Source organism: Ideonella sp. P3_A4 (assembly GCF_056403075.1).
This window is the reverse complement of the sequence record NZ_JBFUGE010000131.1, coordinates 1-13755: the sequence shown is the minus strand read 5'-3', so window position 1 is coordinate 13755 and position 13755 is coordinate 1. Positions and strand designations below refer to the sequence as shown.

General features: G+C 66.4%; 14 protein-coding genes and 1 pseudogene. 8 read left to right on the top strand and 7 right to left on the bottom strand.

Annotated elements, in window-relative coordinates; all coding sequences use genetic code 11:
• The first annotated feature begins 196 nt into the window (after positions 1–196).
• Genes AC1DYI_RS14000 through AC1DYI_RS13985 form a run of 4 tightly spaced genes read left to right on the top strand, consistent with a single transcriptional unit; the run spans position 197 to position 4449 of the window.
• Positions 197–958, top strand: coding sequence for a DUF3348 domain-containing protein (locus AC1DYI_RS14000; RefSeq protein ID WP_477204728.1), 762 nt, complete (start codon positions 197–199; stop codon positions 956–958).
• Between the two features lie 10 nt (positions 959–968).
• Entirely contained in the window at positions 969–3059 is a 2091-nt protein-coding gene (locus AC1DYI_RS13995) for a DUF802 domain-containing protein (RefSeq protein ID WP_477204727.1), read from the top strand.
• Entirely contained in the window at positions 3059–3712 is a 654-nt protein-coding gene (locus tag AC1DYI_RS13990; RefSeq protein ID WP_477204726.1) for an OmpA family protein, read from the top strand. Before AC1DYI_RS13995 ends, AC1DYI_RS13990 begins: the two co-directional genes overlap by 1 nt.
• A gap of 11 nt (positions 3713–3723) precedes the next feature.
• Positions 3724–4449: a DUF2894 domain-containing protein gene (locus tag AC1DYI_RS13985; protein WP_477204730.1), complete on the top strand. Its 726-nt coding sequence runs from the start codon at positions 3724–3726 to the stop codon at positions 4447–4449.
• 35 nt (positions 4450–4484) lie between these two features.
• Here the strand turns inward: AC1DYI_RS13985 and AC1DYI_RS13980 are convergent, their stop codons facing one another.
• The 4 genes from AC1DYI_RS13980 to AC1DYI_RS13965 form a co-directional block, all read right to left on the bottom strand.
• Positions 4485–6284, bottom strand: coding sequence for a GGDEF domain-containing protein (locus tag AC1DYI_RS13980; RefSeq protein WP_477204725.1), 1800 nt, complete (start codon positions 6282–6284; stop codon positions 4485–4487).
• 382 nt (positions 6285–6666) lie between these two features.
• A complete protein-coding gene (locus tag AC1DYI_RS13975) occupies positions 6667–7296 on the bottom strand; it encodes a hypothetical protein (protein ID WP_477204724.1) in 630 nt (209 codons plus the stop codon).
• A gap of 161 nt (positions 7297–7457) precedes the next feature.
• Complete coding sequence (locus AC1DYI_RS13970) at positions 7458–8045, bottom strand: hypothetical protein (RefSeq protein ID WP_477204723.1); 588 nt, start codon at positions 8043–8045, stop codon at positions 7458–7460.
• Between the two features lie 178 nt (positions 8046–8223).
• Positions 8224–9678: an MFS transporter gene (locus AC1DYI_RS13965; protein ID WP_477204729.1), complete on the bottom strand. Its 1455-nt coding sequence runs from the start codon at positions 9676–9678 to the stop codon at positions 8224–8226.
• 126 nt (positions 9679–9804) lie between these two features.
• Here AC1DYI_RS13965 and AC1DYI_RS13960 point away from each other — a divergent pair, with 126 nt between their 5' ends.
• Positions 9805–10725 (top strand): LysR family transcriptional regulator, encoded by a 921-nt coding sequence (locus AC1DYI_RS13960; protein WP_477204722.1) that lies wholly within the window; start codon positions 9805–9807, stop codon positions 10723–10725.
• 14 nt (positions 10726–10739) lie between these two features.
• Here AC1DYI_RS13960 and AC1DYI_RS13955 read toward each other — a convergent pair whose 3' ends face one another.
• The gene (locus tag AC1DYI_RS13955) at positions 10740–10979 is read right to left on the bottom strand and encodes a hypothetical protein (protein WP_477204721.1); all 240 of its coding nucleotides are present in this window, start codon (positions 10977–10979) and stop codon (positions 10740–10742) included.
• A 323-nt stretch (positions 10980–11302) separates the two neighbouring features.
• Here AC1DYI_RS13955 and AC1DYI_RS13950 point away from each other — a divergent pair, with 323 nt between their 5' ends.
• A complete protein-coding gene (locus AC1DYI_RS13950; protein WP_477204720.1) occupies positions 11303–11752 on the top strand; it encodes a hypothetical protein in 450 nt (149 codons plus the stop codon).
• A gap of 46 nt (positions 11753–11798) precedes the next feature.
• Here AC1DYI_RS13950 and AC1DYI_RS13945 read toward each other — a convergent pair whose 3' ends face one another.
• On the bottom strand, positions 11799–12275 hold the full coding sequence (locus AC1DYI_RS13945) for a winged helix-turn-helix domain-containing protein (protein WP_477204719.1): 477 nt from the start codon (positions 12273–12275) through the stop codon (positions 11799–11801).
• A gap of 311 nt (positions 12276–12586) precedes the next feature.
• Between AC1DYI_RS13945 and AC1DYI_RS13940 the strand changes: the two are divergent.
• Positions 12587–12794: pseudogene (locus tag AC1DYI_RS13940) on the top strand (3-hydroxyisobutyrate dehydrogenase); the annotation flags it as partial.
• 103 nt (positions 12795–12897) lie between these two features.
• Here the strand turns inward: AC1DYI_RS13940 and AC1DYI_RS13935 are convergent.
• Positions 12898–13224, bottom strand: coding sequence for a BON domain-containing protein (locus AC1DYI_RS13935; protein WP_477204718.1), 327 nt, complete (start codon positions 13222–13224; stop codon positions 12898–12900).
• 124 nt (positions 13225–13348) lie between these two features.
• Between AC1DYI_RS13935 and AC1DYI_RS13930 the strand changes: the two genes are divergently transcribed.
• The coding region (locus AC1DYI_RS13930; protein WP_477204717.1) for a MipA/OmpV family protein at positions 13349–13755 on the top strand (407 nt) is incomplete at its 3' end.

Below are 13755 nucleotides of genomic sequence, written 5' to 3'. Positions count from 1 at the left end.
CATCAGACATGCGCGAGACGCTCACCGCCGCCGCACCACGGGGCTGCGCAGTAAAAAGTGACCACGGCAGAGTGATTTGTGTCATGCGCAACCTGATTTCAATTCGATAGTAATACTTTTGAGTAACGGCAGAACGGGATCACCTCGCCCACCGGAGTAGACTGCCGGGTTTTTCCCATTGAGCCTGCGCTGACGCATGACGCGAGGGTCACTGCACACAGGCTTCACCGGCTCGCCACTCGTTCGATTGCTTGCTCGACTGACCGAAGCCGACGTTCCAGACGCCAAACCGGCGTTCGCGGAACGGCTGAGCCAATGGCTCAGCTGGACGGACGCCATCTCGCTGTCTGCGGCACTGAACGGCCCTGCAGCGACGGCGCAGCCCGTCGCACGGGCCGGCGCAAGCACCGAAGAAGGCGAGTTCGCCCGCATGCGAAGCGCGCTGGTGAATGCCGTCACCGAAGACAGCACCTCCACCCCCGACCAGGGGTGGTCGAGCCGGCGCTCGCCTGCGCGCGACACGCCGCCCGCAGACACGACCATCAGCTTCACGCCGCACCGCAGCCGGTACTTCGCCAAGCAACAGGCGATGGAGCTGGGCATCGGCCCGCTGCGGGCTCGACTGCGGGCCGCGCTGACGGCCCGGTCATCTGCACTGGCTCAGCTGGCCGCGGTGGATGCCGTGATGGAGCAGGTGCTCGGTGAGCAAGAGCGCAGCCTGCTGTCGACCGTGCCCGTGCTGCTGGAAAAACACTTCGAGCGCCTGCGCCAAGCCCACCTGGCCACGCTCGCCGCCATCGAACCAGACAACGACGCTCAAACGCCAGACGAAGCCGCCACCGCGGCCCCTTGGCTAGCCGAGTTCCGCCGCGACATGCAAAGCGTGTTGCTCGCCGAACTCGACCTCCGACTCCAACCGGTCGAAGGGCTGCTCGAAGCCCTTCGCACGACGCGATAGACCTCAAGGCATGACCAGAATTCTTCAACTCGCCGCCTTTATCGCAGGCCTGGCCACCATCGGCTGGGTCGGTGCCGGCTACGTCGGCACGAACCCGATCGCGCTGACCGTCACCCTGCTCGTTGGCGCGTTCTACCTGATGGGCACGCTGGAGCTGCGGCGCTTCCACCAGGCCACTTCAACGCTGACGGGAGCCTTGACGCCGCTGTCCGCTCCACCGCCAAGTCTTGGCCAGTGGCTGGCCCAGCTGCACCCTTCGCTGCAGAACGCAGTGCGCCTGCGCGTCGAGGGTGAGCGCGTCGCCCTGCCCGGCCCGGCCCTGACGCCTTACCTGGCCGGGCTGCTGGTGCTGCTGGGCATGCTGGGCACCTTCCTCGGCATGGTCGTCACGCTCAGCGGCACCGGGCTGGCGCTCGAGAGCGCGACGGACCTGCAAGCCATCCGCGCCTCGTTGTCGGCACCGGTCAAGGGCCTGGGCCTGGCCTTCGGCACCTCGGTAGCAGGCGTCACGGCCTCTGCAGCGCTGGGCCTCATCTCGGCCTTGTGCCGGCGCGAACGGCTGCTGGCCGCGCAAGTGCTGGACACGAAGATCGCGACCAGCTTGCGTGTCTTCTCGCTCGCGCACCAGCGCGAAGAGTCGTTCAAGCTGCTGCAGCAACAAACCCAGCTGATGCCTGCGCTGGTCGACAAACTGCAGGACATGATGGCCACGCTCGATCGCCAGAGCCAGGCACTGAATGAACGGCTCGCCACCAACCAGGAGCGCTTCCATCAGCAGGCCGAAGCCGCCTACACGACGCTGGCGTCGTCGGTCGACCAGTCGCTGAAGGCGAGCCTGACGGAGAGCGCCCGCGTGGCTGGCGCAACGATCCAGCCAGTGGTCGAGGCCACGCTGGCCGGCATTGCACGCGAAACGGCTACCTTGCACACCGCGATGGCGCAGACGGCACAGCGGCAGCTGGGCGAGCTGTCGAGCCGCTTCGAGGCCAGCAGCGCCGCCACGGCCGATCACTGGAAGACCGCCCTGGCCGAGCACCAGCAAACCACGGCGGCACTGTCCCAAGGGCTGCACGCCTCGCTCGACCGGTTCAGCGCCACCTTCGAACAACGCTCAGCCTCGCTGATCGATGGCGTGTCGACCCGCCTCGACAGCACGGCCGCCAACCTGTCGGACACGTGGCAAGCGACGCTCGCCCAGCACGCCCGCAGCAGCGAGACCCTGGCCAGCCAGACTGAACACGCCCTGGCATCGGCAGCGGCCACTTTCGAGCAGCATTCAACCGCACTGCTGCGCACGGTGGACCAGGCCCATGCGGATCTGCAGACCCGCATCGACTCACGCGAGCAGCAGCGGATGACGGCGTGGACTGACGCGCTGCAAGCCGTGGCCACCTCGCTGAAGCAAGAGTGGCAACAAGCCGGCGCCCACACGCTGGGCCAGCAGCAGCAGATCTGCCAGACGCTGGAGCAGACCGCACGCGACATGTCGGCCCAGGCCGAAACGCATGCGAAGAACACTATCGCCGAGATCACTCGGCTGGTGCAGGCCGCATCGGAAGCGCCCCGCGCCGCGGCCGAGGTGGTGGCCGAGCTGCGCGAGCAGGTCTCCAGCAGCATGGAACGAGACAACGCCACTCTGGACGAGCGCAACCGCCTGATGGAAACGCTGGGTGCGTTGCTGGACGCCGTGAACCACGCCTCCACCGAACAGCGTGCGGCGATCGACGCGCTGGTGGATGCGTCGGCCGACCTGCTGGAGCGTGTCGGCACCCGCTTCACCGACAAGGTCGACGCCGAGACCGACAAGATGGCCGCCATCGCGGCCCAGGTCAACGGCAGCGCGGTCGAGGTGGCGAGCCTGGGCGAAGCGTTCGGCTTTGCGGTGCAGCTGTTCAGCCAGGCGAACGACAAGCTGGTGGCCCACCTGCAGCGCATCGAAGGTGCGCTCAGCAAGTCCATCGCCCGCAGTGACGAGCAGCTGGCCTACTACGTGGCGCAGGCGCGCGAAGTGATCGACCTGAGCATCATGTCGCAGCAGCAGATCGTCGAAGACCTGCAGCAGCTGGCCGTCAAACGCGTTCCGGCCGACAGCGAGGCGTGATGGTGGAAGACCTCGAAGCCGGCCTCGAGCCGACGGTGCCGGTCTGGGCCGTCTTCGGCGACCTGATGTCGGGCCTGCTTGGCGCCTTCGTGCTGATCCTGGTGTGCGTGCTCGGCATGCAGCTCGAACTCGCCACCAAGCTGGAGGCCGAGGTCAAGCAGCGCCAGGCAGAAATGCAGCGCCGCGAAGCGCTCGAAAAGGCCTTGGCCGGGCCGCTGGCGGCCGGGCGGGTCACGCTGAACAACGGGCGCATCGGCATCAGCGGCAGCGTGCTGTTCGCCTTCAACTCCGACGATCTGCAGCCCGAAGGCCGCGAGGTGCTGAAGGCGCTGGCGCTTCCGTTGAAGACCTACCTGCAATCGCGCGACGAAGTCTTGATGGTGAGCGGCTTCACCGACGACAGGCAGGTGCGCGGGGGCAAAGGCAAGTTCACYGACAACTGGGAGCTGTCGGCACAACGTGCATTGACGGTGACCCGCACGTTGATMGAAGAAGGTGTGCCGTCGTCATCGGTCTTTGCCGCGGCCTTCGGCTCCGAGCAGCCGGTGGCGTCGAATGCCGATGCGGACGGACGCTCCAAGAACCGGCGTGTGGAGATGGCGCCGACGCCGCGGCCCTCCAGCGCAGTCGCGAAAGTCGTGCCCACGCCGTGACGGCCGCTGATATGGACTTCGGGGCGACGATAGAAAGCTGGCGCGCACGTGGTGCCCACCAGCGGGACCCAGTGCGCTTTCGGTTCATCGAAGCCCTGGCCCGTCGCGCAGCCGAGCACGGCGGTGACACCCGGCGCATCCTCGAAGACAAGCTCGCCAAGCTGATTGCGGCGTATGGCGAAGACCTCGACAAGGCTGGCGACACGACGTCGCCGACGACGTCGCAAGCCGGCGCCGAGACGGTCGCGCCCGCGATGCCCATACGGCCATCGATCCCCCACCCTCTGCCGGCACCGCGTGCCGTCATCACAGGGGACGATGAGCGCCTCAACCTTGGCACGCTCGCCGGCCTCGTCAGCCATCTCGCGCGCCAGACGACACCACCCGAACACGGCGGCGCGGCAGCCCGCCAAGCCATTGCAGCGCCTTCATCCGCGCCCGAGCTGAAGTCGCTCAAGTACTTCAAGCGGACCTTGTCGAAGCTGAGCGCCGACCAGCGCTTGGCGCAGTCGCTGGCCAAACTGCCGGGTAACGCAGGGCCGCTCAACTCGCACCACCTCGTGCACCGGTCGCTGATGCTGATGCGAGACCTGTCGCCGGATTACCTGCAACGGTTCATCGGCCATGTCGATGCGCTGCTGTGGCTGGACCAGGTCAGCAGCGGCCATCCGCCGATGACGAAAGAGGCCGCTCGCACCGAGGGCGACAAAAAGCCCGCCCGCAGCAAGCCTGGTTGACGCCGGGGCCTAGGCGCAGGCGAGGCCCAGCTTCCTTAAATGGCCCGCACCTGGCTGCGACCCAGGCGCTTGGCATCGTGCAGCGCCCACGCAGCGCGCAGCAACGCGTCGCTGAGGTCTTCACCTTCGCCGCAGGCGGTCAGGCCGAAACTCGCGGTCACCGGCAGACCCGGGACGATGGAAGCCCAGTCGTGCTGTTCGATGATGTCGCGCAAGCGGACGGCCGCCTGCATCGACTCTTCCAACGGCGCGCCGCCGCCGAAGCCGACGACGAACTCCTCACCGGCCCAACTGGCCACTGCGTCGTTCGGGCGCAAGTGCTTGCGCATCAATTGCCCCACAGCGCGAAGAACCTCGCGGGCCTGGACGGATGTGAACCTGGCGCTGATGGCCTTGAACTGGTCCACGCTGCCCATCATCAGCACCAGCGCCGTGCCGGGGGCCTGGCCCGACTTCCACTGATCCATGCGTTGCTCGAACTGGCGCCGGCCGGGCAAGCCGATCGGCGTGGCGTCGAAGGCCGCATCGAAGGCGTCCTCAGCAGGCCCGCCTTCCGTGGCTTCACCATCGCGCACACGCGCCAATTCGGCGAGCGTGCGCTGGCCTTCCTGCGTGGCGCGTTCGGCCATTGCTTCCGAGCGCGACTGGGCTTGTGTCCTGAGCGATGCCTCACGCAACTTGGCGTGTTCACGGTGCGAAGCCAATGCCAGCCGCCAGTGGCCCTGGGCTTCTTGCAGCAGGCAGTTCTCGAGATGCACCTCGGCCAGCAGCACCGGGTCCTCTTCCTGCTGGCGCAGCAGCGACAAGGCTTCGTTCACATGGGCGCTGGCGAGGCGGTACTGGCCGGTCTGCCGCTCGAGTTGGGCCAGGCACAGTTCGATCCGTGCGCGCCGCGTCCCCAGGCCGGCGGCCATCGTGGCCTTGTGGCCCACGCGCAGCACGGCACGCGCCTCGTCCCACTGCCCCAGGCGCATCAACGCCGCCGAGCTGACCACGGAGATCGGCACGACCAGGTGCAGCCAGCCCTGTTCGACCACGCCGTCCAGGTGGCGCTTCAGTTCTTCGTAGGCCGGCTGCATCTCGTCCCAGGCGACCTGCCGTTCGTGCAACACCGCCACCCGGGCGGTCAACATGTTGCCGGTGACGACCGCCTTCATCACCGGATCGTTCATGTACGGCGTGAGCGCGGCGCCGCGCTCGGTGCACTCCAGGGCCTGGTCGTCGCGATCGATGAACGAGTACAAGGTCGCGGCGTTGTTCCAGAAGCGGCATTGCATCAGCGGGTCGTCGCTCACCGAGGGCAGCAGCTTGGTGCCGCGGTAGAACAGCTCGAACGCTTCGGCCACCTGCCCGAGATTCGTCAGCGTGACGGCGTGCATCGAAATCAGGTGCAGCAGGCGCCCGCTGTCGCCGGTGCGGGTCAGCAGCTCCAGACCGCGGTTGCCGGCGGTCAGTGCGGCCGCATACATGCCGTTGTAGTGGTAGCCCAGGACCATCAGGTACTGGCACCAGGCCATGCGCACCACGTCGTCGGCCCGCGAGACCACCGGCCACACCTGGTGGCACAGGGTCAGCCCCGCGTTGACCTCGCCGCTTCGCACCAAGGTCTCGGCGCGCGCCAATGCCTCGGCGGGTGACTCGTTGGCCGCGGCCGGCGGCAGCGGCGCCTTCTTGGGGCTGCTGGGCGGCGGCGCGGGCTGCATGGCGGCGACGATGCGCGCAAACAGCGGGTCTCCTGCCGACACGGCCTCGGTCGACTCGGCGTCGTTGGTATTGACGTCGTTGGTATTGGCCTCGAGCGACGGCTCACACGATGACTCGGGCGCGGTGGACATGGGGCAGCGGTCTGGGAGCGACGCAATGACTGGACGCCAAAGAATACGGCTCCCCACGACAGCGGCGACATTCGGATCAGCACCGTGTAAAGGCACGGTGGGCGATCGCACACCGGGGGTTCGAACGTCTGAGGGCTCACCGCCCCCTAAAGCAAGCCATGGCATCGCCGGCCCCTCCAGTCAGCGCGGCCCGGCTCTCGCGCGCAGGATTTTTCATCCGCTTACCACGCGGAGATTTTTTCGCCGTGGTGCGCCCACCGGCCTTCCCAGGCCATGCACACGCCGGTCCCTTCACTTCCGATGTCAGCTGCGTCCGGCATGACGACGTCGGCCGGCGCGAAACAAGCGAGACGACGCCAAGCGCCGCTCGCCTGCGCGGTGATCAGGGCATCATCCCGTAGTCGTGCGCGATCGTGAAAGCTTCGATGGTCGGGAAGACCTCCTTGTCGACGGTCGGCTGCTTTTCCAGCATCTTGATCTCGACCGCACCAAGCGGCAGGTTCCAGGTCCCGCCCAGCGAGTAGTGGCGGGTGGTGCCGGGGAACGTCCGTGAATCGATGACCGAGCCATCGGGGGCGTACAGCGTGACGACCAGGTGGGTCCGCGGCACGTACTTGCCATCGACGTCCGAGCCGTAGGCGGTGACGCCGAAGCTGTTGATGTTCGGCGGGAAGCCGTCCATGCGCAGCACGCCGTCGCTCGCCGTCGTCGTGATGGCATGCATGTGCGTGCCCTTGTACGTCCGCACGGCCTTCAGGCTGCCGGCGTTGGCGCTCAAGGTGTAGGACGCATTCGGCGATGGCGACGAATCAGGGCAGTTCCGGACCAGCGGCCCGGGGATCACGCCGTCGCGAAAATCGTCCAGCGTGTCGAAAACCTTCAGGTCGATCTGGATGTCAGGATCGGTATCGAGCGAGCAATCCACGGCTTGTGCCGAGGCGTTTGCGGCCCAAAGCGTGAAAAGCACGGTACACGCCGAAGCCAGGCGGTGGCGGGTAGATGTATCAGACATGGCGAAAAGGGGGATAAATTAACCGGAGGGGTTTCCGACCCAGCCCGAATCGAGATTTCGCTCAAACGAGCAGCGTAACCGCGTGATTCGATTGGATCGGCATATTGGGGAGACGGTTGAAGAAAAGGCCCCCCCGGATCCCAGGGGAGCCTTTCAACTCATCAGTTCGACAGGCTGGTCGTCAGGTTGTCTTGCGTGACAGCGTTGGTATTGCCCAGCAGGCCCACGCCGGCGCCGAGCGTGGCGCCGAAGTTGTACGAGAACGACCACTCAGGCACGCCGTCGTTGTTGGTGTCGATATCGGCAAAGGCGCTCGTCCCCGAGGTGCGCAGCGTGACGCGCGCCTTGGCGAAGCCGGTGATGTCGTGGTTGCTCACGGTGAAGCACTTGCCCGGAGTGCCCAGCCCGCTCAGCACGGTGGGCTCGAAGCAAACGGCCTCAAACTTGCCGCTCGACGCCGGGCGCAGCTTCAGCGATGCCTTGCCGACATAGACGCCGCCATAGTGGCCGATGTCCTGGCGCGTCACCGCAATGGTCACGGTGGCTTGGTTGTCGTTGGCGGCCGGCGTGAACTTGGTGTAGGCCGCACCGTCCGACGTGTATTTGTTGTCGGCGATCTTGCCGGAGGTGCCGATCAGCGGCACCCAATTGGYGCCCAGGGTGGACCGGTTGAAATTATCGGTGGCTGCAAAGGCCGTGGTGGAAACCATGGCCGACAGAAGGATGGACAGCGATTTTGCGAGTTTCATCTTGGCTCCTAGGGGTTTGCGACAAATTCTCAGAAGACTTCTCCGAGTTTTCTTCGGTGCGTTTTGCACAGGCCATTTGCGACGGCGAAGCCAGTATTCCATCGCTGCCGTTCACCAAACCATCCCCCTCGATCTAGGGATATCGTTTCCCACAAGGTGACGGGCCACCAAGTGCCTGTTAATCGCGTGAAGCGGGTCCCCCGACGCGGCGCGAAAGCGCCTGGCCCCCCATCGAGATCCCCAACGCGACAAGGACCAACCCTGCAGCCACGGCAAACGTGACCCGCATGCCGACGGCCGCGGCCTCAGGGCTTGCCTGCGACACGTCGGCGGCCCCCGACGCAACGGCAAACACGGCGTCCATGGCCGATGCACCGGTGACGAGCCCGAGGTTGCGCGACAGGTTGAGCAGGCCCGAGATGACGCCTCGCTGGTTGGGCGCCACATCGGTCATCACCGCCGTGTTGTTAGCTGCCTGGAACAGCGCGTAGTGGGCCGTGACGAAGACAAGCGGCACGACATAGCCGGCAACGCCCAACGCCGCCGGCACGGTACAAAGGGCGACGCACCCGATGGTCATCCCGACGAGTCCGGCCAGCGTCATGCGCTGCACGCCCCAACGGTCCACCACGCGGCCGGCAGGCACGCCGGTGAGCGCCGAGACCACCGGCCCGGCCGACATGGCGACGCCGACCAGTGCTGTGTCCAGGCCCAGCGAACGGGCGAGGTAGAACGGCCCGACGACCAAGGTCGCCATCATCACCGTCGAGACCAGCGCGCTCATCGCCAGACTCGCGCTCAAGGCCGGATCGCGGAACCTCGCAAGCCGGATCAGCGGCGAGCGAGCCCTCGACTCGGCCCAGACGAAAAGACCGACCCCGACGGCTGCGGCGAGCAACAGCGCCTGGTTGAGCAAGCCGAAGCGGCCGCGCCCCATCGTCACCGCCAGCGCATAGGCCACCAGCGTCGACGCCAGCAGCAGCGTACCGAGATGATCGAAGCCGGGTCGGCTTACGTTCGCCACACGCCGATCGGCAGGCAGGTAGCGCCGCGCCAGCGCAAAAGCCACGGCACCCAACGGCAGGTTGACCAGGAAGATCGCCTGCCAGCCCAGCCCGGCGATCAGCAGGCCACCGAGCGAAGGCCCGAGTGCCGTGCCCACCGCCGACATCGTCCCGAGCAGACCCATGGCGCTGCCGGTCCGAGACTTCGGGACCGCTTCACCGACAAACGCCATCGTCAGCGCCATCATGACCGCCGCACCCAGGCCCTGCGCGGCCCGCGCGGCGATCAGCCACCCGAGCGACGGCGCGACACCGCACAGACCAGAGGCCAGTGTGAACAGCAAGACGCCCGCCATCAGCAGGCGCCGTCGGCCCATCAGATCGCCCAACCGCCCGACGCTGACGATAAACGCGGTGGTGGCCAGCAGGTAGGCCAGCACAACCCATTGAACCTGCTGGAACGGGGCGGCGAAGGTCTCGGCCAATGTCGGCAGCGCGACGTTGGCCACGCTGACGCCGAGCGACGGCAGCAGCATGCACAACGACAGGCTGGCGAGCACCCCACCGAGCGGCGGGCTCGGCTGCGAGCCAACGGCGACTGCCTCGGGATTGACTGAAACACTCACGATGAACTCCATCGATCCGGCGCTCCGGAATGGAGCCTGCGAACGATAGTTTTTGGCGTGGCCAGGCGGAAGGCGCATCATTTGCACTTCATTCGTGCGTCTGACGCCATCTCACCCCATTTTTGACCCATGACCGGCCCCGATCTCAACCTGCTCGTCACCCTGGATGCGCTGCTGGCTGAAGGCAGCGTGGCCGGTGCCGCCCGCCGTTTGCGGCTCAGCCCCTCGGCGATGAGCCGGGCGCTGGCGCGCCTGCGTGAAGTGACCGGCGATCCGCTGCTGGTCAGGGCGGGCCGAGGGCTCGTCCCCTCACCGCGAGCGCTCGAGCTGCGCGAACGTGTCGGCCCGCTGGTGCAGGATGCGCAAGCAGCTCTGCGCCCCGCGAAGAAGCTGCAGCTCAAGAAGCTGGACCGATGGTTCACGCTGCGCACCAGCGAGGGCTTCGTCGAAAACTTCGGCGCGCCGCTGCTGGCGCGCGTCCGCACCGAGGCCCCCGGCGTCCGCCTGCAATTCATGCCCAAGCTCGACAAGGACAGTGCGTTGCTGCGCGACGGAACGGTGGATCTGGAGACCGGTGTGGTCGGCCAGTCGATCGGGCCGGAAGTGCGCACGCAGGCCCTGTTCCGCGATCGCTTCGTCGGCGTGGTGAGAAAGGGTCACCCGCTGTGCAAGGGGGCCATCACGCCGGCTCGTTATGCGTCTGAAGCGCATGTCRCCATCGCGCGCCGGGGCGTAAACAAGGGTCTTGTCGACGACGCGCTCGCATCGCTGGGCCTGGAACGCGAGTTGGCCGCAGCCGTTGGCGGCTTCTCGGCCGCACTGGCCTTGGCTCGGGCGTCCGATCTCGTGGCCAGCGTGCCCGAGCGGCACACGGGTGATCTGCGCACCGGCATGCACACCTTTGCCCTGCCGATGCCGGTGGCGCCGATCACCGTGTCGCTGCTGTGGCACCCGCGAATGGACGGCGACCCGGCCCACCGCTGGCTGCGCGGCTGTGTGCATGCCGTCTGCGCAGCGCAGATCGGCGAGCCGCTGGAGCCCGCCGCCTGACCGGGTCGCGCCCCTCAGGCCCGCCCGGAGCGGCGGCTGCGCGGTTGCAGCTTGTCCAGCTCGGCCAGCTCCGTCTTCAGCAGCATCAGCAAGGTGCGGGCATGCTCGACGGGCAGGCGCACACAGCTGCTGGCGGAGCCTTCATCACGAACCGGCCGAGGCAGCACCAGGACATCGACGCCGAGCTCGATCTGGCCTTTGTTGTCATGCCTGGCTGACTTCAGGCGCTGCACTTCGATGTCGTAGGTCTTCACGCGGTTCTCTCCTGCAAATGGGGCAACCCCGGGATTGTCGGCGCACACGATGCGGCAGACCCCGTCTTCAACCCTCGAAGCGATACGACACCAGCGATTCTCGGTCGCTCTCGTTCACCGGCTCGCGTGCCTCGTTCACTTGAGGAATGCCTTCGTTTTCATTGCCGACAAATCCACCGCGGCGTGCTGAGAGATTCCATCGCGACTTCAGTGCGGCGCGAAGCGAACTCCATAACCTGAAGGTGGTGACGGTGAGCTTTCAACGCAGCGTGGCTGCAACGGAAGCCGCCTTCGCCTCAACCATCAATTTCAGGAGAAATGCAATGAAACTCGAAAGGCTCACCCAGGCGCTGTTGCTGGCGGGACTGTTGATCACCACGGCCACCACGGCCTCGGCCGCCCGCCAACGCGGCGGCTCCGACCCCGCCCCCGCTGCGGCCGATGTCGAGGCGGTGTCAATCGCACCGGCGATCACCTGCCCCGCTGGGTTCTACTCGGTGGGTGCCACGCTGTGCATGACAGGCGCCCTCGGTCCGACGTCGTTCGCCAACGCCTTGGCCTATTGCCAGGCCATCGGCGGTTCGGTGGCCGGCTACGGTGCGTGGCGCTATCGCATCCTCTATGGCGATGGCATTGCGGCACCGGTGGGCTGGTGGCTCGGCCCGATCACCGCAGACGACAACGCCCTCTTCGTCAACTCGGGTGACGTGGGCAACTTCGACGGTGAAGGCAGCCGGTTCGACAGCCGCTACTACGCCTGCTCGAAGGGCTGACGCAGTCGCTTCGACGACCAGGGGCCCTCCGGGGCCCTTTCGGCCTTCACGCATCGGCGTGCTCAAGAGCGCCCCCAGACCTGTCGCTTCGCGCCAGGCCCCCCGAGGGGGTTGAGTCAACTTGGGAACGGCCCTGCGTTGACTCAAGAGCGCCCCCAGACCTGTCGCTTCGCGCCAGGCCCCCCGAGGCGGTTGAGTCAGCTTGGGAACGGCCCTGCGTTGACTCAAGAGCTACGAACCGATAGCCGAAGCCCGTCAGCGTGCGCACATAGCGATGCGGCTGGCCGCGATCGTCAAGCGCCAACCGGACATCCTTGATGGTGCTGGCCAGGGTTTCGTCGCTGATGACCCGCGGCGACCAGACCGCCTCGCACAACTCGTCCTTGGGTACGGCGCGCGGGCTCTGTTCGATCAGGTAGCGCAAGCACTCATAGGCTTTGCGCCGAAGCGGAACTTCCTGGTTGTCGCGGAACAAGGCCCGGCGTAGTGTGCACAGGCGGTACTGCCCAAAGACATGGATCACGAAGGCCTCGCAATGGATCGAGGGCCAACCTCACCGCGGCCCCGGCTGAATGTCGGCGATTCAATGCGGCTCGCCTGCTCATCTCGCAGCCGACGAGGCAAACCTTGAATCGGCGCAGCCTGTCACCGCGTTGCCCGCATCCTCTCGATGCGTCCACGGCGTGCCACCACATGGCCACTGCGTTTTGCCAGACCACCGGCACGCACATGAGCCCCGTCTGATCACCGCCTTGAACGACAGTGTGCGGATATCCGATGGCCTCGGCATCCTACGGGTTGGTGAGTACGCACCCCCTCATTTCTCGTCTGCAYGCCACCGCAGCATCGCCGCTTCGGGGCGGCTTCGGCAACGACCTGATGCTGAACGATCTGGGGCTGGCAGCCGCGGCCGCGCTCGACGTGCGCGCCGCAATCCCGCTCGGTGAATTGGCGCGTGATCTGTACGTTGGCGCGTGATCTGTACGCGTTGAAGAGCCTGGCCGGACGGGGCCGGCTGGACTTTTCAAGCGTCCAGCGCCTGGTGCTGAAAGAAGGAAGCGGCGCGCGCGCAGACAGCCCGGGAGCGACGATGCCGCCGCTCTCTCGGTACCCATCTGCGCAGAGCGCCGCCCGAGGCGAGGGCCTCAGTCGTCCTTCTTGACGACCAGCTGGTTCTTCACGTCACGCACGTTTTCGGTGGCGCGGGCGATCGCCACGGCCTTGTCGATCTGTTCCTGGCTGTTGGCAAATCCGCTGAGGTACACGACACCGCTGGCGTCGGTTTCCACGTGGATCTTCGCCAAGCTGCTCAGACGCTCTGCCGCGAGCTTGGTCTTGATCTTGGTGGTGATCGCTGAATCCTTGACGAAGGCCTTGGGACTTTCTCTGTCCTTGTCCTGGTCCTCGCTGTAGGCCGAGGGAACCAGCAGGGCGCCGAGCAGAAAGCCAGTGATTGCGAGTTTCGTCTTCATGGAACTTCCTACGTGGTGGTTCAACACAATCCACTGCCGGCAATCGCCGTGCCCAGCAACACTGCACACGGTGTATTGCGGTGCAGAGAGAGCAGCCTGGGATCGCTGGTTGCCAAGCCACGGCATGTCTGCCACGCGATGCGCGACGCTGCTTCTGGTCTGTGCGCTGCTGCCGCAGGCCGGATGGGCTGAGCTATCGAACGATTCGCTGCTCGGCCCCGGCTTGCGATCGCGGCCCGCCTACGATGGCGCGTCTTCCCAACGCTTCGAGCTGGTTCCGGTCATCCGCTACTTTGGCGAGCATGCGTTCGTGCGCTCGACCCAGGGCGTGCTCGAAGGTGGCGCCCGGGTCGAGTTGATCCCGGGGCTGCATGCGGGGGCTCAACTCGCGTACGAGCCCGGGCGCATCAGCAGCGATTCCGATTTCCTCGAGCAGCATCACGCGAGCAACATCGACCGCGGCGTGTCGGCCGGATTGCAGATGGAATGGGACCATGTATTCGACCCGGTACCGATCACCCTGCTCACGCG